26 protein-coding genes and 2 pseudogenes are annotated in these 24,219 nt (G+C 67.4%); 11 read left to right on the top strand and 17 right to left on the bottom strand.

The features are described from left to right. Window positions 1-504 precede the first annotated feature (504 nt). Both ACWEO7_RS26595 and ACWEO7_RS26600 read right to left on the bottom strand, forming a co-directional pair. The gene (locus ACWEO7_RS26595; protein ID WP_450019527.1) at window positions 505-975 is read right to left on the bottom strand and encodes a DIP1984 family protein; all 471 of its coding nucleotides are present in this window, start codon (window positions 973-975) and stop codon (window positions 505-507) included. 69 nt (window positions 976-1,044) lie between these two features. Then, on the bottom strand, window positions 1,045-2,271 hold the full coding sequence (locus tag ACWEO7_RS26600) for an FAD-dependent monooxygenase (protein WP_452427109.1): 1,227 nt from the start codon (window positions 2,269-2,271) through the stop codon (window positions 1,045-1,047). Window positions 2,272-2,345: 74 nt separating this feature from the next. Between ACWEO7_RS26600 and ACWEO7_RS26605 the strand changes: the two genes are divergently transcribed. Beyond that, a complete protein-coding gene (locus ACWEO7_RS26605; RefSeq protein WP_452427110.1) occupies window positions 2,346-2,903 on the top strand; it encodes a TetR/AcrR family transcriptional regulator in 558 nt (185 codons plus the stop codon). Between the two features lie 305 nt (window positions 2,904-3,208). Here ACWEO7_RS26605 and ACWEO7_RS26610 read toward each other — a convergent pair whose 3' ends face one another. Together ACWEO7_RS26610 and ACWEO7_RS26615 are read right to left on the bottom strand one after the other, a co-directional pair. After that, window positions 3,209-3,580 carry a hypothetical protein gene (locus ACWEO7_RS26610; RefSeq protein ID WP_452427112.1) on the bottom strand — a complete coding sequence of 124 codons (372 nt, stop codon included), beginning with the start codon at window positions 3,578-3,580 and terminating at the stop codon, window positions 3,209-3,211. Further along, complete coding sequence (locus ACWEO7_RS26615) at window positions 3,577-4,140, bottom strand: RNA polymerase sigma factor (RefSeq protein WP_452427114.1); 564 nt, start codon at window positions 4,138-4,140, stop codon at window positions 3,577-3,579. The genes ACWEO7_RS26610 and ACWEO7_RS26615 overlap by 4 nt, the downstream gene beginning before the upstream one ends. Before the next feature lie 279 nt (window positions 4,141-4,419). Between ACWEO7_RS26615 and ACWEO7_RS26620 the strand changes: the two genes are divergently transcribed. Further along, on the top strand, window positions 4,420-5,004 hold the full coding sequence (locus ACWEO7_RS26620) for an EamA family transporter (protein ID WP_452427116.1): 585 nt from the start codon (window positions 4,420-4,422) through the stop codon (window positions 5,002-5,004). A 141-nt stretch (window positions 5,005-5,145) separates the two neighbouring features. Here ACWEO7_RS26620 and ACWEO7_RS26625 read toward each other — a convergent pair whose 3' ends face one another. After that, entirely contained in the window at window positions 5,146-5,727 is a 582-nt protein-coding gene (locus ACWEO7_RS26625; protein WP_452427118.1) for a TetR/AcrR family transcriptional regulator, read from the bottom strand. 98 nt (window positions 5,728-5,825) lie between these two features. Here ACWEO7_RS26625 and ACWEO7_RS26630 point away from each other — a divergent pair, with 98 nt between their 5' ends. Beyond that, window positions 5,826-6,806, top strand: a complete 981-nt coding sequence (locus ACWEO7_RS26630) for a zinc-dependent alcohol dehydrogenase family protein (RefSeq protein ID WP_452427120.1) — start codon at window positions 5,826-5,828, stop codon at window positions 6,804-6,806. Between the two features lie 24 nt (window positions 6,807-6,830). Here ACWEO7_RS26630 and ACWEO7_RS26635 read toward each other — a convergent pair. The 6 genes and pseudogenes from ACWEO7_RS26635 to ACWEO7_RS26660 all read right to left on the bottom strand — a co-directional run. Continuing rightward, window positions 6,831-7,097: pseudogene (locus ACWEO7_RS26635) on the bottom strand (helix-turn-helix domain-containing protein); the annotation flags it as partial. Further along, window positions 7,097-8,068, bottom strand: coding sequence for a DNA polymerase domain-containing protein (locus ACWEO7_RS26640; protein ID WP_452427122.1), 972 nt, complete (start codon window positions 8,066-8,068; stop codon window positions 7,097-7,099). The gene ACWEO7_RS26640 and the pseudogene ACWEO7_RS26635, both read right to left, overlap by 1 nt. 449 nt (window positions 8,069-8,517) lie before the next feature. After that, a complete protein-coding gene (locus ACWEO7_RS26645; protein ID WP_452427124.1) occupies window positions 8,518-9,141 on the bottom strand; it encodes an NAD(P)-dependent oxidoreductase in 624 nt (207 codons plus the stop codon). Next, window positions 9,141-9,584: an SgcJ/EcaC family oxidoreductase gene (locus ACWEO7_RS26650; RefSeq protein ID WP_452427125.1), complete on the bottom strand. Its 444-nt coding sequence runs from the start codon at window positions 9,582-9,584 to the stop codon at window positions 9,141-9,143. Before ACWEO7_RS26650 ends, ACWEO7_RS26645 begins: the two co-directional genes overlap by 1 nt. Window positions 9,585-9,595: 11 nt before the next feature. After that, a complete protein-coding gene (locus ACWEO7_RS26655) occupies window positions 9,596-10,303 on the bottom strand; it encodes an SDR family NAD(P)-dependent oxidoreductase (RefSeq protein WP_452427127.1) in 708 nt (235 codons plus the stop codon). 8 nt (window positions 10,304-10,311) lie between these two features. Continuing rightward, window positions 10,312-10,950: an SgcJ/EcaC family oxidoreductase gene (locus tag ACWEO7_RS26660; protein WP_452427128.1), complete on the bottom strand. Its 639-nt coding sequence runs from the start codon at window positions 10,948-10,950 to the stop codon at window positions 10,312-10,314. A gap of 163 nt (window positions 10,951-11,113) precedes the next feature. Here ACWEO7_RS26660 and ACWEO7_RS26665 point away from each other — a divergent pair, with 163 nt between their 5' ends. Then, the gene (locus ACWEO7_RS26665; protein WP_452427130.1) at window positions 11,114-12,178 is read left to right on the top strand and encodes a glycerophosphodiester phosphodiesterase family protein; all 1,065 of its coding nucleotides are present in this window, start codon (window positions 11,114-11,116) and stop codon (window positions 12,176-12,178) included. A 99-nt stretch (window positions 12,179-12,277) separates the two neighbouring features. On the opposite strand, the gene ACWEO7_RS26670 is transcribed toward ACWEO7_RS26665, so the two are convergent. Then, a complete protein-coding gene (locus ACWEO7_RS26670) occupies window positions 12,278-12,973 on the bottom strand; it encodes a type 1 glutamine amidotransferase domain-containing protein (protein ID WP_452427131.1) in 696 nt (231 codons plus the stop codon). Between the two features lie 343 nt (window positions 12,974-13,316). On the opposite strand from ACWEO7_RS26670, the gene ACWEO7_RS26675 reads away from it, so the two are divergent. Beyond that, window positions 13,317-14,000 (top strand): PAS and ANTAR domain-containing protein, encoded by a 684-nt coding sequence (locus ACWEO7_RS26675; protein ID WP_452427133.1) that lies wholly within the window; start codon window positions 13,317-13,319, stop codon window positions 13,998-14,000. Here ACWEO7_RS26675 and ACWEO7_RS26680 read toward each other — a convergent pair. Beyond that, window positions 13,997-14,467: a hypothetical protein gene (locus ACWEO7_RS26680; protein ID WP_452427134.1), complete on the bottom strand. Its 471-nt coding sequence runs from the start codon at window positions 14,465-14,467 to the stop codon at window positions 13,997-13,999. The genes ACWEO7_RS26675 and ACWEO7_RS26680 overlap by 4 nt on opposite strands. 308 nt (window positions 14,468-14,775) lie before the next feature. Here ACWEO7_RS26680 and qcrB point away from each other — a divergent pair. The 4 genes and pseudogenes from qcrB (at window position 14,776) to ACWEO7_RS26700 (ending at window position 18,481) form a co-directional block, all read left to right on the top strand. After that, window positions 14,776-16,383 (top strand): annotated as a pseudogene (gene qcrB / locus ACWEO7_RS26685) (cytochrome bc1 complex cytochrome b subunit). Further along, window positions 16,380-16,622, top strand: a complete 243-nt coding sequence (locus ACWEO7_RS26690) for a hypothetical protein (RefSeq protein WP_452427137.1) — start codon at window positions 16,380-16,382, stop codon at window positions 16,620-16,622. The pseudogene qcrB and the gene ACWEO7_RS26690 overlap by 4 nt, the downstream one beginning before the upstream one ends. 240 nt (window positions 16,623-16,862) lie before the next feature. Further along, window positions 16,863-17,840: an NADP-dependent oxidoreductase gene (locus ACWEO7_RS26695; protein WP_452427139.1), complete on the top strand. Its 978-nt coding sequence runs from the start codon at window positions 16,863-16,865 to the stop codon at window positions 17,838-17,840. Continuing rightward, window positions 17,837-18,481: a TetR/AcrR family transcriptional regulator gene (locus ACWEO7_RS26700; protein WP_452427141.1), complete on the top strand. Its 645-nt coding sequence runs from the start codon at window positions 17,837-17,839 to the stop codon at window positions 18,479-18,481. Before ACWEO7_RS26695 ends, ACWEO7_RS26700 begins: the two co-directional genes overlap by 4 nt. 61 nt (window positions 18,482-18,542) lie before the next feature. Here ACWEO7_RS26700 and ACWEO7_RS26705 read toward each other — a convergent pair whose 3' ends face one another. Both ACWEO7_RS26705 and ACWEO7_RS26710 read right to left on the bottom strand, forming a co-directional pair. Then, a complete protein-coding gene (locus ACWEO7_RS26705) occupies window positions 18,543-19,592 on the bottom strand; it encodes an FAD-dependent oxidoreductase (RefSeq protein ID WP_452427143.1) in 1,050 nt (349 codons plus the stop codon). Between the two features lie 240 nt (window positions 19,593-19,832). After that, window positions 19,833-20,411: a hemerythrin domain-containing protein gene (locus ACWEO7_RS26710; protein ID WP_452427145.1), complete on the bottom strand. Its 579-nt coding sequence runs from the start codon at window positions 20,409-20,411 to the stop codon at window positions 19,833-19,835. Window positions 20,412-20,712: 301 nt separating this feature from the next. Here ACWEO7_RS26710 and ACWEO7_RS26715 point away from each other — a divergent pair, with 301 nt between their 5' ends. Continuing rightward, the gene (locus ACWEO7_RS26715) at window positions 20,713-21,384 is read left to right on the top strand and encodes a serine protease (RefSeq protein ID WP_452427147.1); all 672 of its coding nucleotides are present in this window, start codon (window positions 20,713-20,715) and stop codon (window positions 21,382-21,384) included. Window positions 21,385-21,526: 142 nt separating this feature from the next. On the opposite strand, the gene ACWEO7_RS26720 is transcribed toward ACWEO7_RS26715, so the two are convergent. After that, the gene (locus tag ACWEO7_RS26720) at window positions 21,527-21,970 is read right to left on the bottom strand and encodes a nuclear transport factor 2 family protein (RefSeq protein ID WP_452427149.1); all 444 of its coding nucleotides are present in this window, start codon (window positions 21,968-21,970) and stop codon (window positions 21,527-21,529) included. A 297-nt stretch (window positions 21,971-22,267) separates the two neighbouring features. Continuing rightward, window positions 22,268-23,209, bottom strand: coding sequence for an NAD-dependent epimerase/dehydratase family protein (locus ACWEO7_RS26725; RefSeq protein WP_452427151.1), 942 nt, complete (start codon window positions 23,207-23,209; stop codon window positions 22,268-22,270). A 149-nt stretch (window positions 23,210-23,358) separates the two neighbouring features. Here ACWEO7_RS26725 and ACWEO7_RS26730 point away from each other — a divergent pair, with 149 nt between their 5' ends. After that, window positions 23,359-24,048 (top strand): TetR/AcrR family transcriptional regulator, encoded by a 690-nt coding sequence (locus ACWEO7_RS26730; protein ID WP_452427153.1) that lies wholly within the window; start codon window positions 23,359-23,361, stop codon window positions 24,046-24,048. Window positions 24,049-24,219 lie beyond the last annotated feature (171 nt).

A 24,219-nucleotide genomic window follows, 5' to 3' on the forward strand; every position in this document is an offset into this window, starting at 1 on the left:
GGGACGCCGTCTCATTTCAGTCCTCGCAGGACAAGCAACAAAAGCGTTCCCCGGAGGTCCCAGCCATGAACGAAGGTAGTGCTATCAGCGACATCGATACCCGAGGGAATGAGCGGTTGAGGAGCGCCGTCTTGTGGAGTGATACGGCCCGGCGGCTTGGGCGGCGTCGGCGTAGTAGCGACGCGCGTCCTCCAATCGTCCCGCGTCGTAATGGACCCTCGACGACGACGTACGCCCCGGCCTGCCGCCCCTACCGTGCGGCGGACTCTGGGATCGACGCGAGAGGTGGAGTGCCCCTGACCCGCCCTCGTCGTCACGGATCTGCACATGGTGGTGTGCTGTGTGCTGTGCACTGTCTCGTGTGCGCGGTGCTGGGCTGCGGTGTGAGACGGGGAATCGAACCCCTCGCACTGCCCATCGTGCGCCGAGAAAGTGGGCCGAATATCCCGTCGGCCCGTCGGTTCGTGCACGCCTCCGTGACGGCTACCCGCTCCACCTCTCGCATCAATCCAGCAGGTCGACCTCCCAGTTGGAGCGCTGGATGCGCACGTCGAGTTCGCGCAGTTCCTTGGCGAGGTCATCGGCCTGCCCGCGAAGTTCCGCAACCGGCAACGCCGAGAACATCTTCAACTCGGATCGCAGCTGGCGCGCGTACCCGGGCTGCCCCTTGCCCGCCGCGGCGTCCGCCGCAGCCGTGACGAGAGAGTGCCGCAGCCGCAACGCATCCCGTCGGGCCAGCGCGTCGGTCAAGGTGCCGTCGTCTCCGATCCGCGCGGCGGCGTTGGTCCGATTGATGCGCCGGATCAGCGTCTCGTATTCACCGAGCACCTGTCCCGCCTCCGCCAGCAGATCCGCCGCGTCCTCGGCGGGCTCCTCCCCCTCCTGATAGCGAGCGTTACTCACGATCCGAGCACGCAACTGTTCGATCCGGCGCGCCGAATCCGCGCGCAACGCCAACGCCTCCGCCAGCTTCACTTCCCCACCTCCGGACATCGACCCATGAACGGTCGAGTATCGACCATGTCACGGTAGGAGTCACCCGAATTAACGCCCTGAGGCTCGCTCGAGGTCCGCGTAATCTCCGGCCGAGATGGTGCGGGCGACTTTCTGCGGGGCGCCGCCGATCAGGCCCCGCCACGGCAGGTACGGCAGCAGGCGCACGTTGATATCGCGGAAGCGAATCATCGCCTTGCTCGCGGGTGCGTACCACCCGCCCACGCCCTCGGCGAACTTCTGGCAGGCGTCGACCATGGGCCGCATCCGTCGTTCATAGCGAGCGAACGCGATGCTGTGATCGCCTCCGGCGGCCGCCAACTCGCCCGCGAGGGTGTAGGCGCCGACCAGGGACAGGTCCGCGCCCTGCCCGGACAGCGGCGACGCGCAGTAGCCGGCGTCACCGACGAGGGCGACGCGGCCCTTGTGCCAGCTGTCCATGCGGATCTGCGCCATCGCGTCGAAGTAGAAATCCGGCGCGGTATCGAGGTGGGCGAGCAGTTGCGGTACCTGCCAGCCGAGGCCGGCGAAGGTGTCGGCGACGATCTTCTGCTGCGACTCGATGTCGCGGTAGTCGTAGTCGATCGGGTCGGATGCCCACGCGAAAATCGCTTTGGCTCGCGTGTTCTCCCTGGCGCTGTAGGCACCGGCGATCTTGCCGGGAGTGTTGTAGTCCAGCTCCCAGTGATCGAGATCGAGGAAGTTCGGGATCGTGTAGATGCAGATGTAGTAGCCCATATGCCGCGCGAACTGCGACTCCGGCCCGAAAATCAATGTGCGCGTGTGGGAATGAACGCCGTCGGCGCCGACGACCAGCTCGAAGGTGCGCGGTTGGGCGTGCTCGAAGCTCACCCGCACGCCGTCCTCGTCCTGCACCAAGTCGGTGATGGAGTCACCGAACAGGTATTCGACGTCGTCGCGGGTGGCTTCGTACAACACTGCCGCCAGATCGCCGCGCTGGATCTCGGTGTCCCCGTTGGCACCGACACCGTTGAACGTCTCGCTGCTGATGCTGGCACGCGTCTTGCCGGTGGCGTCGACGTAGGAGGTGCCGCGCTTGCCCGTGCTCATCTCGTGCACCCGGTCGAGCAGGCCCATGCGCCGCACCACCTCGGTGGCGGTGCCCAGCACGTCGATGGCCTGCCCGCCCTCGCGCAGCGTCGGCGATTTCTCCACGATCGTCGGGGTGAACCCGTAGCGCTTCAGCCAGAAGGCCAGGGCGGGACCGGCGATGCTGGCGCCGGAGATCAGGACGTTTCGGTTGCTCATCTGCCGCATGCCAGGAACCGTACAACCATGTTGCGCATCTGCACAAGACAAATGTCTAATGCGATTGCGCTACCATGATCCGTATGGGAAACCGTGAGGATCTGCTGGCGGGCGCACGCCGCTGCCTGTTCGACAAGGGCTATGCGCGTACCACGGTGCGCGACATCGCCACCGCCGCCGGGGTGAGCATGGCGGCCATCGGCTACCACTTCGGCACCAAAGAGGCCCTGCTCACCGAAGCGCTGGCCGAGGCGACCCGCGAATGGGGCGCCGATCTCGAACACGCGCTCACCCGGTTGCCCGACGAGACCGACCCGTGGCAGCGCTTCGCCGACCGCTGGGACGCGGTGCTGGCCACGCTCGCCGCCCATCGCGGGGTGTGGTCGGCCACCTTCGACGCGCTGGCCCACCCCGAGGCCCGCGCCCGGCTCGCCGAGAACCTCGACGAGGCCCGTTCCGGCTTGGCCCGGCTCTTCGACGGCGTCGACGAAACCGACACCGCAGCGGCGCGCAGCCTCGGCACCCTTTACCAAGCCCTGCTCACCGGCGTCGCGGCGCAATACCTCATCGACCCCGAGAGCGCGCCGACCGGAAGCGACCTCGCCGAAGCCCTGCGCCGCACCATCGATCCCACTCGTTGAGATCGTCGGCCGCGTAGGACACCACCGCTTCCAGCTGCCACTGGGACCGGGTGAGATTTCGGTGGCGAGGGGCTGGAATTCCTGGTCGCTGTCGCACAGCGCCGCGGTCGGCGCCCTCTTGGCGGGGTTGTTCGCGCACGGGATATTGCGCACTCCCCGCACCACGATGTCGGAATCCTGGAGGGTCGGGACTCAACCTGTCACGAAGAGAGTCCGGCAACTCAGCGGGCGCACGGCCACCCGGACAGCACCGAGCCGAGCGCACCCCGCGATCATGCGCTCGGCCTCGATGGACGACGGCCTCGTCAGTCCCGGGGTGAGGAGGCCCGCGGTGACCGAACCGCGACACCGTGATCGGCGAATAGCGATACCGCCGAGTCGGGCGCTCGCTCGACTGTCGTGTGCTCTGTCCGACCGTGCCCGGCAGCGGTCAATCGACACTGACCGTCGGCGCACGAACGCTGCAACCGGCCCCGGGAGATCGTCTGCACCAATCCGATCGCCCAGCAGGTCGGGCACCCGCGCAGCGCGAGCAGACCCGCCGGCGCGAGCAGCAAGCTGAACGCCCCGAATACCGGCAGCAATGCGATCGCGCCGATCAGCGCGCCGAAACCCGCGACACCGCGGGCCAGGTGCCGGGGCACCGAGGCGCTGGCGAAGCTTCGCTCGTCGGTCATTTCCTTCGCTCCTCTCCGGTGTCCGGCCACGGCGTATTCCGCAGCTCGTGCTGGACCGTCGCGCGGGCGCGGTGCAGCCGTGACTTCATCGCCGCGACGCTGAGCCCGAGCACGCCCGCGACCGTGCGGCCGCTGTATCCCTGCACATCTCGCATGATCAGTACCCGCCGCTGGTCGGCGGGCAGCGCCGCGATCACGGCCGCCACCCGGCCTGCTTCGAGCCGCCGCACCGCCTCCTCCTCGGCCGACGCCACGGCGGCGTCCGGAATCGGCTCGGGCTGCCCGGTTTTCGTTCGCCACTGCCGCAGGCACTCGTTGCGCACGATGCGGAACATCCACGACGCCAACGCACCGGAGGCCCGCAGGGTCCCGATCTTGCGGTAGAGGATGATCAGCGCCTCCTGTGCGGCGTCCTCCGCGTCTTCGGCGGAGGCGCACAGTGTGTGGGCGAACCGGCGAACGTGCGGATAGGAGCCCGATACCAGTGTGGTGATCGCCGCGGCGTCGCCTTCGCGCGCCGCGACGACCAATTGCTCGTCGGGCCAGATCCGGTCAGTCACGGGAGCGGCTCCGGCGGCGAAGCAGCGTCACGCTACACCAGCCGACCAGCACGGCGGCGACAGCGATAGCGGCAATGATCACAACGACCTCCTCGTTACCGTGCCGACCTTGTTGCCGGCACGACTATGAGAGGACCGACCGCGGGAAAAGGATTCACACCGAATCTCAGCACGACGCCACGCGTGTTCGAAGCACTGCTCGGTCCGGCCGCCTGCGCACCTCGCCGTCGCGTGGATAATCGGATGCCCGCACCGATCGTTCGGTTGTAGCGTCGGCCGATGCTCAATGCTTCGCAGCGGCAGCGATTTCTGGGAGCGGTGTCCCGCGGAGCTCGGGCACGGCCCCGGTCGGCGATGGCCGTGGGCGCGCTCGGCGTCGCGACCTCGGGGGTCTTCATCGATCTGTCCGGCGCCGCACCGGCCACCGCCACGTTCTTCCGTTGTGCGCTCGCGTTGCCGTTGCTGTGGCCGTTGGCCGAGGTCCGGTCCTACCGGGTGGTGCTCCTGTCCGCGGCCGTCGTCGGAGCGCTGTGGCCAGGGGTCACATTCACGCCGGGCTGGGCGGCTCTGGGCTGGCTGGCCCTGACGGCGGTGTGCGGCCAGATCGGCGGCTGGCTGTTGATCGCCCTGGCCACCGCCCACCTGAGCAGCACGGTGAGCGCGGCCATGCTCATGCTGACCCCGGTCGGCGCCCTCGCCTTGGCGGCGGTCGTCCTCGGCGAGCAGCCCACGATGCTTCAATTGTCCGGCTGCGCACTGATACTCGTCAGCGCCTACGCGGCTTCGGCGTCCGGCTCCGGACGACGCCGGATCACGGCCACCGTCCGGAAACGACTGGGCGACTCGCGAAACGCCGCCGCCTGAAATCCGCAGCCGGTACGACTCGTCGAGCGGGCGAGATGACCGTCGCCACTACGACCCGGAGGTGTGGAACTTCTGCGCCCACGGCATCACCGGCCGCCACGTCCAGCCGAGCGAGATTTCCGGAGGTGTCGCCCGCGCGGGTCACCGCGATGGTTGCGGCCGGCGCTCGAGGGTTGCCAGAAAGCTCTCGGCGGCGTCCTGGACCCGGTCGCGGTCGCCGGTGGCGAGCAGGTCGAGCAGCAGGCCGCGGATCGTGGCGATCACCAATGTGGCTGTGCGAGCCGCGGTCTCGGGGTCGGTGTCGGAGGCCTGGGCTTCGCACAGTGCGATCTTCCAGTCGGTGACGACATGGTCGAGGAAGTCGGCGAATTGGCGCGGAGCTTGCAGAGCGCGCCCGTAGACGGCGAAGAACAGCTTGAACTCCGCCCACCGCCGCGGGTCGGAGCTGCGGGTCCAGACCGCCCGGGCTGCCGTCGCCAGGTCGGGATGCGCGCCCGCCGCATCACCGGTGGCAGCGAACATGCGCCGCCGCAACCGCTCGAGGATGGCCTGAAGCATTTGTTCTTTGGTGCCGAAGTGGTGCACCAGGGTGGTCGGTGAGACCCCGAGGCCCGCCGCGACCGGCCGCCACGACAGTTCGGAGAGCCCATGCTCGATCGTGTAGTCGACCACCGCCTCGAGCAGCTCTTCCCGGTGCCGATGGTCGACCGGCCGCCCTGCCATCGTTGCGCTCCCTCGTTCGCGGATTGACATTCCTAAAACGACTGTACTAGAAATGATTTATTAGAACAACCGTACAAGGAATTGAGTCAGGAGCCCCCATGTCACGAGTCGTCGTCTTCGACGAGACCGGCGCCCCCGAAGTTCTGCGTATCGTCGACGAACCGGTCGGCGACCCGGGCATCGACGAGGTGCGAATCAAGGTCGAAGCCGTCGGCATCAATCGACTGGACCAGATGGTGCGTGCGGGCATGTCCCCGCGGCCGATCCGAATTCCACACGCCCGCCTCGGAGTCGAAGCAACCGGAACGATCGATGCCCTCGGCCCTGGAGTCGAGGGATGGGCGATCGGCGATGCGGTCATCGTCACCGCCGTGCCCGACATGGACATCAACGGCACCTATGCCGAACACATCGTCCTGCCCGCCGATCGGGTCATCGCTCGACCCGCCGGGCTGGACGCCACGAGCGCCGCAGCGCTATGGGTGGCCTACTCCACCGCCTACGGCGCGCTCGTCGAGAAGGCCGCGATGCGACCCGGCCACCATGTCCTGATCACCGCCGCCTCCAGCTCTGTAGGCCTCGCCGCCATCCAGATCGCCAATCAGGTCGGCGCCATTCCCCTAGCCGTCACCCGGCACGCCGCGAAGCAGGACATCTTGCTGGCCATCGGCGCCGCCGCTGTCATCGTCACCGACCACGACGATGTCGTCGAGGCCACGCACCGGCACACCAACGGCGCAGGCGCCGACATCGTCCTGGACTCCGTCATGGGTCCCGGCCTGGCCGATCTCGCCGACGCGACCAAGCCATTCAGCGGCACCCTGGTCACGGTGGGCTGGCTCGATCCCCGGCCCGCGCCGTTTCCGGCGAGCCCGATCACCATGATCCGGTACATGAGCTTCGAGCACACCCTCGACCCGGTGGCAGTGCGCCGCATCGCGGCATTCCTGACCGCGGGCATCCGCACCGGTGCGCTGCGCCCCACCGTCGACAGCGTGTTCACCCTCGACGACATCGTCGCCGCACACCACCGCCTGGAACAGGGGCATCAGGTCGGCAAAATCGTCGCCACCATTTGACCCTCGCGTGGCGTTCAGCGAGGCTTGCAGCCCGGTGGCCAGGGCGTCGAGGACGGATTCGGAGGCGCCTGCGCGGCTGCCGCGTTCCATGCGCACGTAGTAGTCGACCGAGACCCCGGCGAGCAGGGCGACCTCTTCGCGGCGCAACCCGGCCACGCGGCGGTTGCCGCCGTAGGCGGGCCGCCCAACCTGCTGCGGGGTCAGCCGCGCGCGGCGGGTTCGCAGGAAGTCCCGGATTTCGTCGAGACATCCAGTGCCTTGCTGAGTTCGATCATCCGGCGGGCACCGGATCAGCTGGTCCGGGGCGTGTCCGACGCGCGGCGTGCCCGGGCGCGCCGTTTGCCCTCGTGCATCGCCTGAACCCGGGCCACTGGAATCGTGTGCCCCTCCTCGATCAGATCCGGAGGAAGATGCTGCGGGGCAGGCATCTCCGCCTGCCACGGATCGTTGTCACCGAGCAGGCCCGGCACGGTCCGCACAGTGAAGTCGGACGGCGTCACCTCGTCGAGGTCCGACCAGCGCAGCGGGAACGACACGGTGACACCCGGACGGATACGCGGACTGTAGGCGGCGGCCACGGTGGCACCACCCGCGCGGGTGGCGTCGAGAAAGACCTTGCCGTGGCGGTCTTCCCGGATGAACGCTGTCGTGCCGACCGACGGATCGATGCGCTCGGCTCGCGCCGCCACGGCCCGCGTCGCCGCGGCCGCGTCCTCGACATCGGTCCCCGGGACTACCGGCACGAATACGTGCAATCCTCTGGAACCGCTAGTCTTCACTGCCCCGGACAGCCCGTCCGCAGTCAGCGCTTCCTGGATGAGCCGGGCGCCTGCCACGGCGTCGGCGAAAGTCTGTCCCGGTGCGGGATCGAGATCGAGCACAAGATGTGTGGGTTCCGGTGCGGATTCCGCGAGGAACAGGGTCGGGTGGTATTCGACCGCCCGCTGATTACCGAACCAGATCAGGGTCCGCAGATCGTCACAAAGCGCGTAGGTGATCTCCCGCCGCGAACTCTCCGCCCAGACCTTCGTCCGCGCCACCCACTCCGGCGTGTACTTCGGGAGGTTTTTCTGCATGAACGGCTCATGCCCCGGCCGCACCCGTACCACCGACAGCGGCCGTCCGCGCAGCACTCCCAGTAACCGTTCCCCGGCGAACTCCAGATAGTCCACCAGATCTCTTTTGCTCGCCTCGGCCTCGTCGAACAACGGCTGATCGAGATTGGACAGTTCGACGCCGTGACGCAGCTCGCCTCCCGCCATCGCTCCACTCTCCCTACCACCGGGCGCCGGTCGATCACCGGGGGTGGCGAACTGGTTTCCCACTCGTTCTCGCACATTCACGCAAATTGCCTATGCCCGAACCGAATGAGCGACACACGCCCATAGCCTGAGAGAACTCGAAACTCCGATCTCATGGACCATCGAAACTGCTGTTCAGGCCTGCGCAAACTGCCGCTGTGCCGCTGATAGGCGACGATACACGTTCCCTGGTGGCCCCGTGACGGCTTCACCCTCGAACCGGAACCGGGCTACCGGCTCGACGTCCGGGAGCAGATCACCCTCAAACCCATCGATTCCGTCTCGAGCTCCACCGCCGCACCTGACAGGACGAGGCGGAACAAGCCGGTCTGCGCGACGACGACACAGCCATGCCGAGGAACGGCCGTGCCCGGAAAGTCTCGACCAACAGCTCGCCGCGTTGGTCGCGATCAGGACGAGACAGCGACAACGGATTGGTAGGTGTGCGGGTCGTCGATAGCGTCGAGGAGATAGTCGGCGAGATCGGCACGCGAAGTGCGGGGACCGACCTTCCCTTTCGCCCCCACCGAGACTCGCGGACTGCCGTCGGCCTGCGCATCGGTCAATCCCGTGGGGCGGACGGAGGTCCAGCGCAGAGCACTCTGGGCGAGTAGGTGTTCCATGCGCGCCATATCCGAGTAAGTGTGCCGCATGACCCTCCGCAGGACGGCGCCGAGGACTCTGGCGCCCGGCCCCGCGTCCGCCGGGAGGTCCAGCGCCGCGGAGGAGATCACCAGCAGCCGCCCGCCCGGACGCATGGCGGCGATGATCTCGGCGGTGGCGGCGGAGTAGACGGTTGTGGGGCCGCGCCCGGTCGCGCCGAGCGCGGAGATCACCGCGTCGTACCCGTCGAGCAAGCCGGTCAACGCTCCCCCGGCACACGGGTCGGCCGTCACAACGGTCGACCCGAGCGCGGGCGCGGCAGTGGTGGCCGGGCGGACGATCGCGGTGACGCGATGTCCTCGTACCAGTGCGCGGTCGACCACCATCCGCCCCGTTCGGCCGGTGGCGCCCAGGACCGCGATCGCGGCCATCAGTGCGCCGCGGGCCGGGTGGCGGGCTGGGTCAAGAAGGACACGGCCTCCATCAGCGGCTTGCGCTGGGTCTTCTGCACGGCCGCGATGCGCCATTGTCCGTCGGTGTCGCGGACGACGATGTAGGTCGCGAGCTTGCCGAGCTTGCCCGGCTGCCGCTTCGAGGATTCGCCGCGGGTCACGACGACGGCGGCATCCGGGCCATAGCAGCGGATTTCGACAATGTCGACGGTCAGACGCGTGCCTTTCAGGAAGCTGTCGAACAGGGCTTGGTGGGCCCGGCCGATCTCGGCACCGCCGTGGTAGACGGTGCCGACATAGGTGATATCCGTGGCGTCGTCGGTGAAGCAGGCGCCGTAGGCGGCGCCGTCGCCGCGATCCCACGCTTGCCTGCTGCGCTCGATGAGGGCGCGGATGGCGGCGGTGTCGGTGCTGGTGGTCATTTCGATCTCCTTCAGTCGGCCAGCAGGGCCAGGGCGGCCCGGCGGGGGAACAGCCGCAATACGGCGATGATTGCCCGGTTGAACGGGCTGGTGAGTACGACGGCACCGGACCGGCCGGACAGAGCTTTTCGCGCACGGTCCACCACCTGCTCGGGTGTCTGGACCAGCCAGGGCGGTACGTCGGTGGCGGTTTGCGAAGCGGTGGCGGTGACGCCGGGGCACAGAGCCAGCACCCGTACGCCGCGTACGCGCTGCTCGTGCCACAGCGTTTCGGACAAGGCCGTGACGAACGCCTTGGTGGCGCTGTAGACGGCGAGGCCCGGCTTCGGTGTGTGCCCGAGCGTGGAGGACACGTTCACCAGGACGCTGCCGGGGGCAGCCGCACCGAGGAAGGCGTGGGCCAGCACGACCACGGCCCGGCAGTTCACCTCCAACGTGGCGATCGACGCTTCGAGCGCAACCTCGGTGAAATCGCCGTGCGCGGCGGTCCCGGCATTGTTGACCAGCAGCGTGTAACCACCGCCGCGAAGCCGTTCCGCGACCGCCCGCAGTCCTTCTTCGGCGCCGAGGTCGGCGGCGAGGTAGTCGTGTCCGTCACCGAGTTCGGCGAGCAACATCTCCAGCGCCTCGACCCCGCGCGCCACGACGGTCACCGAATAGCCCTGTGCTGCCAGCGATTTCGCAAATGCGCGGCCGATCCCGGCACTAGCGCCGGTCACCAACGCTCTCACCGTTCGGCCTCCGGCTTCGTCGCCGGGTCGAACAGGAACGAGATGCGCTCCATGACCGGCTGCCGCTTGGTGTTGTGGAAACTGGCGATCCGCCACTGGCTATCGGCTTCGCGCACCAACGTGTAGGTCTGCGTCTTGGACAACTCCGCCGGGCGATCGCCTTCGTAGCGGTCACCTCGGCTGGTGACGATCGCCACGTCGGCACCGTAGAAGCGCACTCCGAGAAAGGAGTCGGCGAGTTCGGTGCCCTTCAGGAATCCCGAGAACAGGGCCCGATGCGCCTCGGTCAGATCGCGGCGGCCGACGTAGTGGGTGCCCAGAAAAGTGGTGTAGGTGGCATTTTCGGTGAAGGTCGCGCCGAACGCGTCGGCGTCGTTGCGGCCCCAGGCCGCCGTCATGGTGGCGATGGTCCCGCACACGGCCCGCAGATCGTCGGCGCTGCCACCGTCGGCGACGACCCGCGTGCACTCGACGACGCCGGTACTGCGGACATCCGAGGTCCGGTCCAGCCACACGTACCCGCCTCCGCCGACGACGCCGAGCGTCAGCGCGGCGACCCCCACGGCTCGCGCCACGGTGCGTCGGCGCGGCCTGCGCGAGGTAGTCGGTTCGGTCCCTGCGATAGCCGACGTCATGGTGAAATCCCTTCCCACAGCACTTTTACTACCTCGAAGATGTATCTTCTGTGAAGCAGTTTCTTCGTTGAAGAAGAGATTAGGGAAGACGCCCCTGCCTTGTCAACACGTCCGTTCCTCGCTTCTTCACTCGGATGGGGTCGGGTGGCGGCACGATGAAGCGATGCGGCGGATGTGCGCGGGTGTGGTCGCGGCGCTGGTGACGGGCGGTGTGCTGACGGCGGCGGGGCCGGTGGCGGCCGATGGTCCGGCCGCGTTCGATCTGCAAGCCCATCGAGGCGGGGCGGGGCTGGTGGCGGAGAATACGCTGCCCGCGTTCGCGAACGCGTTGGAACTCGGGGTGAGCACGCTGGAGCTGGACGTGCAGATCACCGCGGACGGATACGCGGTGGTCACCCACGATCGCGATCCGAGTCCGGCGAAGTGCGTGGACACGGCGCCGGCCGTCGCGGGCGACCCGAAGTTCCCCTATGTGCCGAGGACCACCTACATCCGGGACCTGACGCTGGCTCAGGTGCGGACGATCGATTGCGGTTCGGTGCCGTCCGCGGATCACCCGGAGCAGCGCAGGGCGCCGGGAGCGCGAATGCCATTGCTGGCCGAGGTATTCGAGCTGGTGCGCGCGTACGGCGCCGATCAGGTGATGCTGAACATCGAGACCAAGGTCGAGGCCGCCGCCCCGGAACAGACCGCGCCCCGCGAGCAGTTCGTGGATGTCGTCGTGGCGGAGATCCGCCGGGCGGGCATCGGGCGGCAGGTCACTGTACAGAGTTTCGACTTCGGCGCCTTGACGCGCCTGCGGGAGGTGGCCCCCGAGCTGCCGACCGTCGCGTTGACCGACGGCCGGCCGAAATTGCAAGCCGGAGAGCCCGGTGGCTCACCGTGGCTGGGTGGTATGGATATCGACGACTTTCCGGGATCGTTGCAGGAGAAGTACGTCGCGGCCGCGGCGGCCATCGGCGCGGCCGCGATCTCGCCGGTGCACGGCACTCCGCAGGACGGCACCGTCACCGACCCCGACTACCGGCCGTTCACCACGCCCGAACTCGTCCGCGCGGCACATCGCCGCGGCATGCGGGTGCTGCCGTGGACGGTCGATGACCAGCCCACCATGGCCGCTCTGCTCGACGTCGGGGTGGACGGTCTCATCACGAATCGCCCGGACGTACTCCGCACACTGCTGTCCGACCGCGGGTACCGCCTGCCACCGGCATACCACCGACCCTGAGCGATCCCGCGCGGCCGACCTGGCATGCAGACTGCCCCGATCGGGACGGCGACGCGGCCGCCGCTCATCTTTCAGCGATCGGGTAGACGGGTCCCGTGATCAACCGAGAGTTTTCAGCAGTTCGTCCGCCACCCCTGCGGAGGAAGCCGGATTCTGGCCGGTGATCAGCGTGCGGTCCACCACCACATTCGGCGCCCACGGATCGGCCTCCCGGAAGTCGGCGCCGATCTCGACGAGCCGGTCTTGCAACAACCATCGGGCCTTGTCCGCAAAGCCCGCTTGGGTCTCTTCGGCATTGGTGAACCCGGTCAAGGCATAGCCCGCGAACGGGTTCGCGCCATCTTCCCCCTTGGCGGCGAGCAGAGCCGCGGGCGCATGGCACACCACCGCCAGCGGCTTGCCGGAGGTCAGGATGGTGGCGAGCAGCCGACCGGAGTCGGCGTCGACCGCGAGATCTTCCATCGGCCCGTGCCCGCCGGGGTAGAACACCGCCGCGTAGTCGGCGAGGTCCACCTTCGCCAGGTCGACGGGGTTGTTCAGCTCGGCACTCGTGCCGATCACCCGCGCTCGATGGTCTGCGGTCTCCTGACCGCCGTTGGCCTCGGGCGCGAGGCTGCCTTTGTCCACGCTCGGTACGACGCCGCCGGGTGTGGCCACGACGATCTCGTGGCCCGCCTCTTTCAGCTTTTCGAAGGGCACCACGAATTCCTCGGCCCAGAAGCCGGTCGGGTGCTTCGTCCCGTCGGCCAGCGTCCAGTGGTCGACTCCGGTCATCACGAAAAGGATCTTCGACATGGTGTGTTGTCTCCGTCGTCCGGAACCCGCTCGGTAGGGTTCGCGTCATCGAGGCCTGTCGCGCTGGTCCGCGTGGCACCTGGAGGAATCGGTCCCACGCGCCTGGATCGTCAGCGACGACACTGTCGACGCTAGCCCTCAGCAACCATGGAATACCAATAAGATGACCGATTTCAGACATCGATTTTTGGATGGATCTTCGCAGACGACTCCGATTCGCGGCCGTTCCCGTTTCACTTTCTCCTTCGGCCGGGCGATGCGCGGCCGCGAGCCGGTCACCGGTCGGTCACGCAGCGCCACCCCTCCGCCTGACCTGGACTTGTTTACGCGCCATACTGGACCGGTGACGGAGACAGGTCAGTGCGAGCAGGAAACTGCTCGCAAGATGCTCGGTGGTTGCCCCGATATCGGCAGCTTTTGCTTCTGGTTCGCCGACCAACGGTGGGAATGGTCGGACGACGCCGCCACGATCTACGGGTACGCACCGGGAGAAGCCGAGCCGTCCACCGAACTTCTGCAACGGCACCTGCACCCCGACGACCGCGAGCGCGTCGCCCAGACGCTCGCCGACGCCATCGAGACCGCCTCGCCGTTCTGCACCCGTCACCGGATCATCGACACCGAGAACGAGACGCACGACGTGATCGTCATCGGCGACCAGCTGTTCGACGAGCAGGGCGCCGTGGTGGGTTCCTCCGGTTACCTCATCGATGTGACCGAGACGCTCGAAGACAACCGGCAGGAAGCCCTCGACGACCTGCTGCCGGACGTGATCGACGCGCGCGCGGTGATCGAACAGGCCAAGGGCGTCGTGATGTTCGTCTACGGCGTCAACGCCGATCAGGCGTTCCGGGTGCTGCGCTGGCGCTCGCAGGAGACCAACATCAAGATCCGCGCGCTGGCCGAGCAGCTCGTCGCCGACGTCGTCGCGATGGGCGGTGCGCTGGTTCAGCAGCGCACCCGCTTCGATCATGTCCTGCTGACCCTGCACCACCGGGTCACGCCAACGGAACCTGGCGCGGGCTAGCCGACCGGTGCGCGCGGTCGGGTCGCCGCGCCCTTGCGCGTCCAGACGGCGCATCCGTCCAGGGTGCGCCGGTCCTGCCAGTCGGCCACCGCGCCCTTCGGTATCGCGAGTTCGAGGGTGGCGCGCTGCTCGCGCAGCACATCGGCGACCCATTGCACCGACTGCCGTACGACGGCCAGCGGGACTCCCGACGCGACGCTGACCAGTCGCGGGTATTCGTCGGGTCCGTGCCCGCCGATCTCGGCCTCGGTGAACACCTCGGCCGCCCGTTCCAGCACCGCGAATCGCTCGGCGGCGGGCAGCTTCGGCGCCTTGCGCATGGCCGTCAGCGCCCGGCGCACATACAGCGGCGGCACCTGGGATATCTCCCCGATCTCGATGCCCGACAAGGTCGTCAGCTGCTTGCGGTCGCGGGCGCGATAGCTGCCCCGCGGACCGAGGGCGTCGATGTGCACGAACTCGCCCATCAGTACACCCCCTCGATGACCTCGGCGCCGCCGAAGGAGGTCATCGGCGCGACATCGGCGACCGAGCAGCCGGAACCGTGCTTCGGCGGCTCGACCTTCACGGCCAGGTCCCGTTCCGGATTGTTGGGCAGCAGAGCGTATTTGGTGAGGTGGGCATCACGACCTGACCGCGCTCGCCGTAGCCTACGTCGCCCCCGGCCTACGGGGATCCATTGGTGATTTCCATCACATCGTGTCAGAAATCGGCGGCCCGAAATGTCTTATGGGCAGCCGCCGACGACCGGGAGGTCCCGCCAGTTATGAGCACCATGTCACGGGGAGCAGACGCCCTGGATGAACGTTACCGCGCTTCCGCCTTCGTCAAGCGCTCGATCAACAAGGTATTCCCGACCCACTGGTCGTTCCTGCTCGGCGAGATCGCCCTGTACAGCTTCATCATCCTGCTGCTGTCAGGGGTGTACCTCACGTTGTTCTTCGATCCCTCTATGAGCGAGGTGGTATACGACGGCGCGTACCAGCCCATGCGGGGATTGACCATGTCCCGGGCCTACGAGTCGACGCTGAATCTCAGTTTCGAGGTCCGCGGCGGGCTGTTCGTGCGCCAGGTACACCATTGGACCGCGTTGCTTTTCGTGGCGTCGATGATCGTGCATATGTGCCGGATATTCTTCACCGGCGCGTTCCGCCGCCCACGCGAGATCACCTGGGTGATCGGCTCACTACTACTGATCCTCGCCCTGTTCGAAGGCTTCTTCGGCTATTCGCTGCCTGACGATCTGCTGTCGGGTACCGGCATGCGCGCGGCCTTCTCGGGTTTCACGATTTCCATCCCTGTGGTGGGCACCTAGTTGCACTGGATGATCTTCGCGGGCGATTTCCCCGGCGACATCATCATCCCCCGTCTGTACATCACGCACGTGCTGCTGTTCCCGGCGATCATGTTGGCGCTGGTCGTCGCACACATCGGAATCGTCTGGTACCAGAAGCACACTCAGTTCCCCGGACCGGCCCGGAACGAGAACAACGTCGTCGGCACACGTATCGTGCCGGTGTTCTCCCTCGATCAGGGCGCCTTCTTCATGTTCACCCTCGCGACAGTGTCGTTCATGGGTGGCCTTTTCCAGATCAATCCGGTCTGGAACCTGGGTCCTTACAACCCGTCGCAGGTATCGGCGGGTTCGCAGCCCGACTTCTACCTGATGTGGACCGACGGCATGGCACGCCTCATGCCGCCTTGGGAACTGTACATCGGCAACTACACCGTGCCGGCAGCCTTCTGGGTCGCGCTGGCGATGGGATTGGTGCTCTTGGCGCTGATGGTGTACCCGTGGATCGAGAAGCGTCTTTCGAGGGACACCGCGCATCACAATCTGCTGCAGCGGCCGCGAGACGTGCCGGTGCGCACAGCAATCGGCGCCATGGCCCTCACGTTCTACGTGATGCTGACGCTGGCGTGTGTCAACGACATCATCGCACTGAACTTCGACATCTCGCTCAACGCGACGACCTGGTTCTTCCGCATCGCGGTGCTGCTGTGCCCGCCTACGGCCTATTTCCTCACCTACCGAATGTGCCTGGGTCTGCAACGCAGCGATCGCGCGGTACTCACCCATGGCATCGAGACCGGCGTGATCAAACGCTTACCGCACGGCGAATACATCGAGATGCACCAGCCGTTGGGCCCAGTCGACGACCACGGCCACCCGGTTCCGCTCGAATATCAAGGCGCCCCGGTTCCGAAAAAGATGAACAAACTGGGGTTGGCGGGCAAGCCCGGGCCGGGCTCGTTCCTGCGCCCGGATCCGGCGCCCGAAGCGGAGCACCTGGTGATGACCGAGCACACCGAAGAACGCAGGCAACTTGCCTTTCTCCGGGAATACCAGCAGCGCCGCGACAACGAAAGGCACGACCGATGAGACGGAGGCGCGCCGGGCACGCCGAAGACTACGGCCTGCTGGTCCCCGCGGCCACCGTCGCCAGCGAGCACGCGGGTAACGTCGTGAAAGACACCTTGCGCGCCAACGGGATCCGTTGCACTGTGGGGCGGACCGACCGACGCGGCCGACTCCACCGCCTGCTCATTCTCGTCTTCCCCGAGGACGCCGCGCGGGCCTACGAGCTGATCTGCGCCCACACGAGCCAGCCTGAATCTTGAAGATGCCACTCGAAGTGGTCGCCAGTGTGTTCGAAGCCGATTCTGTGGACATCGCTCGTGCGGTCAGTTCGTGGAGCGGTGGCGCTGGGAGCGCCGCGAGCAGCACTCCTGTCGGTGGATTCGGACGTACCTATTGCCAACAAGACTGATCTGTCTCTATTTTAACGAGACAGATCAGTCTCTTTCGGCGCTACGGATGGAGTCCTTCATGGCTACGGAGTCAGACTTGCGGGCGGGCGCATGATCATCGGAGCCGCGGAGGAGACGCCCGTCACGATGCTCGCCGCCCATCATGTCGAATTCGGCGCGCCGCTCGCCGTGGGCGAACTGCCCCGGCCGGTTCCGCTCCCTGGGGAGGTGCGGATCAAGGTCGCGGCGACGAGCGTCAACCCCATCGACATGCACACCGGTCGCGGGAACGGTTACGTGCAGTCGATGACACTTCCGCTCATCCCGGGCTGGGACGTCGCGGGAACCGTCGATGCGGTCGGGTACGGCGTGGCGAGGCACCGAGTCGGCGACCCGGTCTTCGGCTTGGCCCGGTTCCCCCATCCGGCCGGGGCTTACGCCGAGTACGTGACGGCGCCCGCACACCACGTGGTGCGCGCTCCGGCAGGCCTCGCCATGGTCGAGGCGGCCGCGCTGCCGTTGTGCGGGCTGACCGCCTGGCAGATGCTCCGAGCGGCGAAAGTGGAGCGGGGCAAGCGTGTCCTGATCGACGGCGCCTCCGGCGGTGTCGGACATCTCGCCGTGCAGATCGCTCGCGCGCTCGGTGCGGAAGTGGTCGCGCTCGCTCGGCCCGAGCACCACTCGCTGGTCACCTCATGGGGCGCCGACGACTGCGTGGACTACCGGGACGCCGCGGCGGTCGCCGCCATCGGCACGGCCGACGCCTTGTGCGATGTCGTAGGCGGCGATCTGGCCCTGCGGCTGTTCGACCGGATCGCCCCGGGCGGGTGCGCTGCGCTCGCCTTGGGCTGGGCAGTCCCGGACTACCGGGCTGAAGCGGACGCGCGAGGAATCCACGCGGTGTCCTGCCTGGTCGATCCGGATCCCGAAGGACTGAGAGCCCTATCCGAACTCGCGGAAGCCGGTTCCTTGCGCGTGCACGTCGGAGCGACCTTCACGCTCGCGGAGGCGAATCGGGCACAGCAGTGGGTGACCAGCCGATCCGGCATCGGCAAGGCCGTCATCGTGCTGCCGGACTCAGCGGAATGACCACCCAGCGAACCGGGACGCCGGCAACCCCGTCCCAGCAACAGGGCACCGCCGGTTCACGCACCCGCCGGCTACGTGGAGCGGCGCTTCGAGAAGCTCTGCTCGACATCGCCTGTCAACTCTTCTACGACAACGGCGTGCATGCCGTCGGTGTGGATGAGGTCGTGCGCCGCGCCGGCATCGCCAAAGCCAGCCTCTACCGGTGGTTCCCCACCAAAGACGCGCTCATCCTCGCGGTTCTCGACCGAATCGACCAGCAACTGTGGGCACGGTGGGACGAAGTGGCGGATCAGTTCGCCGACGATGCCGAGGCAGAGCTGCGGGCCCAGATCACATGGATGACCGACATGGCGGCATCACCTGGATACCGAGGCTGCGCCTTCGTCAACACGGCGGCCGAATTCTCCGAGAGCCATGACGAGATCCGTGGCCGCTGCCTCCAGCACGAGCGGGAATTGGGCGTACGCCTTCGCAGGCTGGGTCGACGCCTTGCCGTGCCCGACCCCGATTCCTTCGCCGACCAGCTCCAGTTGGGGATCGTCGGCACATTCACCACCTCGGGCCTGTTCTCCAGCGCAGGCCCCGGGCGGCGACTCCCGGCGCTCCTCGACGCGATCCTGGCGGCGAATCTCGGTCGCTGAGCGCAGCGCCACTGTGGGCAAGGCTGCCGAGCGACCGCACCGAGGCGGACCGAATGCCGGATCATCGCCGTCGGGCCCGCTGGGCTGCCTCGCGACCGGTGATGATCTGCTTGCGGCGCTGCGTCATCGCTTCGGCGGGTGAGCCGGCGCCGACGATCGCATCGAATACCGCGTGTGCGTCCTCGAGCGCGTCACGTGCGCCGACTCCGGCGGCCGGAGTGATGGCATGGTCGGCGTCACCGATCAGGAGCGCCGAATCCTGCGGCGCACGCGCTCCGTCCAGGGGAACGTTGCGGGCGTTGCTGACATGTACCAGTTCCGTGTGCGACAGGAAATCCGACACCAGTGCCTCAATGGGAGGCGTTGCAGCCGAGATCGTTTCGGCCCATTCACCGACCGGCCGCATCCCGATATCGTCGCGGGTACCGGGAAGGGGTTCGCGCGGGATCCGCAGGAACCACAGAGCCGCCGGATCCTCTGGGCGCCAGATGTGCCCGAAAGTACTGCCCGCACTGCCGTCTTCGGCGATCTCGGCGAAGAAGTGCAGGACTGCGGGTGCGGTGGCAGGCGGGGAATCCAATGGCGTACCGGTCATCCCGTACACCACGACGTCACCGGCGTAGACCGGGACGCGGCCGGGCTCCAGGCCGGCGCGGACGACGGAGTCGATACCGTCGGCGCCGACCACCAGTCCCTCGGCGGCGACGACGTCCGCGCCACGCCGGATCTCGTGGCCGTCGTCACCCGAGGTCACCTCGGTGATCGGCTCGCCATAGCGCAGGTTCGCGCCGGAGCCCGCGACGAACTCCGACAACACACCCATGAGGTTGCGGCGCAACCAGAAACGATGACCGCGACTGGGCATTTCGCTGCGCCGACCGCGACTGTCCGCATAGTCGAGCCCCGCCAGCGGATACGAAATCTCATGCAGCGCCGAACGATCGACGCCCATTGCCTCCATCGCGTCGTGTCCGCGGCCATCGATGAACAGAAACGCCCCGGCTCCGGGGCCGGGGCGCTGCTGCTCGTAGACCGTTACCTGATGACCTCTCCGCGCGAGACCACCGGCCAGACAACTGCCCGCGATCCCACCACCGATAACACTCACCATGTAACTGCGACCTCCTAGCATTGTCGTGCCGACGGCCACCCGCTGGGAGGGGCACTCATCCAGATTGCCACGCTCGGCCGAACCTTCGCCGAGGGCTGATCGACCGAGCGCGGATGGCGCCTCCGCAGAGCATGTCCCACGCCGACGGATCGGGTCGCCCGATCCAAAAGCTCCTCGAGGCAACAGAATCCGAGTGCGGTACGGGTCGAGACATGCGCTCCCCCTCCGCATCGACGGTGCTCAGCTCGGTGGAATTCGCTTCAGGCTGCCGACACCGAGCGATCCACTCGCCCCGGTGCGCAGTGTCGCCTCCACCGCGCGGACGTAGCCGAGAGGGTCTTTGTCTACGGGCTCGACGCCGGCGTAATTGCTCGCTTCGTAGGCGGCGAAGGCGACGGCAAGTCGGTGGCGGCGTGCCACCCCGGCCAGGCGGCGGAAGTCGGTGAGCCCCTCACGTTCTTCCTCGGCCATATGGTCGCTGTTGGCCAGGTTCGCCGCAGCTACGGCCGCGTACCAATTGTCGGTGCCGACCGGGTGTCGCGCTACTTCGGCGACCGCGTCCCTGATCTCGTTGTGATCGTGAATCGCGTCGAGTGTCTCGTCCTCCGTCCCGCTCGCGCGCCGGGCCGCGATCCCCACCTGGAGCAGCTCGGGATAGAAGATCTCCTCCTCGGCCTGCGCGTGCAGCTCGAGGAAGGCCGCCAGCCTGTCCCAGATCGCGGACAGCGCAACGGTTTCCCCGCGATCGATCTGTTCCAGGATCGCGAACAGCCGCCGCTGCTCGTGATGGTCATCGAGAATCAGCTCGGTAATGTCCACATTTCCTCCCTGACGCCGCGTTTCGAGTAAGCACCTGACTCGACGACCGACCGCCGCGCGCGCAGCCGGAACATCCCTGGGAGCCTCACGATAACCTACTACCGAGCCGCGGCCCGACGCTCATATTCCGCCGCATAACCTGCATGAATACCCGATCGCGATCGTCAACGGCAGAGCGCATCGCCGTGCGGCGGCTGATCGAACGTCGAGGCGACGGCTTCGCGACCGATGCTCTGTTTCCACCTGGCAGGTGTGGGTAGCTCGGTGGTGGTGAGGTTCGCTCGGCTCGGTGGGAGGAACGGTGACTCGTTCGCTGATGAAGGTGATTTCCGCGGCGGCGCTGGCGTGCGGCCCGGTTTCCGTCGGAGCCGGTGCGGCGGCCGGTGTACCGCAGTTGCCGCTGCCGCCGATGGGCGGTGGATCGGGGATCGTGATCGATGACCGGGCCGAGTGCACGCTCACCGCCATCGGCTACGACGCGGCCGGCAGGCTGGTCGGTTTGACGGCGGGGCATTGCGGCGAGCCCGGGGCGCAGGTGGCATCGGTGACCTATCCCAGCTACGGGGTGCTGGGGCGGTTCGTCTACGCCGATCACGAACTGGACTACGCGATCATTCAATTCGATGGCGCACGGGTAGCTCCCGCGCGAGACGTCGGTGGTTTTTCCATCGACGGTCTCGGCGCTCCCGCGCGATTCCCCGACGTCGTGTGCAAGAAGGGCCGCACGACCGGCCGAACCTGCGGTGTCGCCTGGGGCGACATGATGGGCCGCGGCAGCGACACCTGGACCCAAATGTGTGTGCTCAAGGGCGATTCCGGCGCACCGGTAGTGATCGGTACGACCCTGGTCGGCATGGTCAACGCTTACTGGGGCATGGGGTGCCTCGGGCCCGAGGTGGGAACCGACATCAACGCCATCCTCGCCGACATCGACTCCCGCGACGACGTCGGCACCGGATTCCGTCCCATCTGATCCCAGCAGGGTGACCGGCCTGCCGGTCGAGCGAACTTCGGCACCGCAGTAGCGACCCGAATTCGCTCTACATCCGGGTCGGACGTCGAACCGAACCGATCACGACGGCTACCGCCGACGCCCGGTGAATCGCGGGGATCGGTCAATCGGCCGACGGGCGCTGCGCGGCCGACGGCCCTTCGGTCAGGGCGGCCAGGACCGCCGAAGTGTCGTGATAGTAGGGCCGGAATTCGGTGATCAGGCCGTCTCGAAAGCTGATCCATTGCAGCAGTGAGGTTTCCAGTATCTGTCCGGTGCGCCGCGCACGTAGGCGACCCCGGCTGTAGACCACGACACTGGCCGCGTCGTCGAGGAAATGCTGCTCGTCGAACCACAAGCCGTCCCAGCTCTCTCGCATCGCGGCGAGGAATCTCCGGAATCCGTCGTGTCCATGCCAATCGCCGCCATAGGGCAGGCTCGACGCCTGGCGCATGACCACATCCGGCGCCAGATGCCGAGCCATCTCCTCGAACCCGGACCCGTCGGTGAGATACGCCGCCTCCGACGCGTAGAAGGCCCTCAGGGTGCTCATCACATCAGCTGTCATGCGCACGATCCTCGTCACCGCCACCCCGCCCGCGCTGGCGAGAATCAGCCATCGCGATAGACCGGGGGGTCGGTTGTGTTACCTCTCCCCACTGTCTCCCGTCATAGGAGTGACGGCCCCGGCAGCTCGGTCGAAATCATCCTGTGGTCGCACGAGGTCGCTGCCCGACAGCCGATAGAGGCGCGACCGGGCGCGGCGCCCGGTCCACTAATGACCCCTCGGACCAGAGCGAGCGCCCGGCTTCGTCCGCCACGACATGTTCGCGGTCCCCTTCCACGAATCGTCGTCCGCCGGACGTCAGTCGATGGATGCGGACGCCTCGTCGCGAAGGGCGGCGATCGTGGCGCGCAGTGATTCCGCGGTGGGCGTCGGCTCGATGCCGAAGGCCGCGGTCGCCGCCGAGGAGTCGATCACGAACGGACGATCGAACTGATACCGCAGTTCGCGCATCTCGCGGGCATTGGCATCGAAGAGCCCTCCGACCCAGAGCACGGTGGCGGGCATCCGGCTCACCCGCGCGGGCGGTGCGTCCGCGACCGTCGCCGCGAGCCCGGCGAGTTCGCGAAGGGACAACGGCGGCGCGGTGGGCGTGTGCCATGCGCGGCCCCAAGCGTTCTCGTCGTGGGCGACCGCGACGAGAGTACGTGCGGTGTCGGTGACGTCGGTCCAGCTGTGCGCGGCGTCCGGATCGGCGGGGAACAGCACCCGGCGGCCGGCGAGCACGGCGGGCAGCGCCGCGACGGTGAACGCCGATGTCGCTCCGGCGCCGAGGTAGTCCGATCCGCGTACTTCGGCGGTACGGACACGGCCCGCTTCGTGTGCCGCCAGCGCCTCGGTCCAGAGCTTCGCGCGCACGCGTCCTTTCACGCTGTTGGGACGCAGCGGGTGCTGTTCGCTGATCGGACCGTCGACCTGACCGTAGCCGTACAGGTTTCCGACGCTCAGCAGCGCGGCGCCGGTAGCCTCCGCCGCCTGCAACACGGCGGCGGCCAGCGGCGGAAAGTCGCTCGCCCAGCGGTGATACGGAGGCTGCGCGCACTGGAAGATCACCTCCGCATCCGCGCAATGCCCGATCAATGCCGCCGAGTCGGTGGCGTCAGCGGCGACGCGCTCGATGAGCGGATGATCCGGGCCGACGCCGCGCCGGGTGATCACGCGCACCTGGGCGCCGCGTGCGGCGAGCAATGCGGCGGTGGTCGCGCCCACCGGGCCGGCTCCGATGACTACGTGCAGAACCATGACAATCCATCCTGTCGAGCGTTCCGTTTCGAGAACAGTGTTCTCCATGCAGCTTCACCGTAAGACAGAACAATGTGCGAAGTCAAGAGCACTGTTCACTGAAACAACATATGTTCTGTTATCGGTTGATTGTTCTCTACACTGGGGAGATGTCCGCCCGATCCCTACGCGCCCGCGTCCGCTCCGAGATGACCGAGGAGATCAAAGAGGTCGCGCGCAGACGGTTGGCCGTGGACGGCGCGAACCTGTCCTTACGCGGGGTCGCACGGGATATGGACATCGTTCCATCCGCGCTCTACCGCTACTTCCCGAGCCGGGACGACCTGCTGACCGCCTTGATTCTCGACGCCTACCGCGCCATGGCCGCCGAAGCCGAAGCCGCCGACGCGAAGGTCCCTGCCGCCGATCTACGCGGCCGGTGGCTGGCGGTGTGCTCGGCGGCGCGAGACTGGGCACTGGCCCATCCGGCCGAATACGGACTGCTCTACGGCAGTCCGGTGCCCGGATACTCCGCACCCGAGGACACCGTGGCCCCCGCCACGGCCGTGGTCTTCCGGCTGGTCGCCATCGCGCAGGCGGGGGCGGGAAAACTGACGCCGCCACCCCTTCCGGCCCCGCTGCCCGCGCCCGTCCGCACCGACCTGCGCCGACTCATCGAGCAGAAGCCGCCCGCCGACATGCCCGAAGACGTACTCGACCGCATCTTCATCGGCTGGACCCAGCTGTTCGGCCTGATCAGCTTCGAGATCTTCGGCCGCCTGAACGGAACCATCGACGCCCGCGACGAATACTTCGGTCACCACATGAACGTGATGGCCGACCTGGTCGGCCTACCGTAACCCGGCCTTCGGCAGTCTCCTCGCCGCCTTCTTCGCAGCCCGCCCTCGATCCGGACCGACCAGCTCATCTGTACGACGGCATGGCGGCGTGTCCGCACCGGCGTGCGGGTAGCGCACGCCGGGCGGCGCTACGGTACACAGCACCGAGCTTCTCCGCGTTCCATTCGACCG

Source organism: Nocardia sp. NPDC004260, from assembly GCF_053603155.1.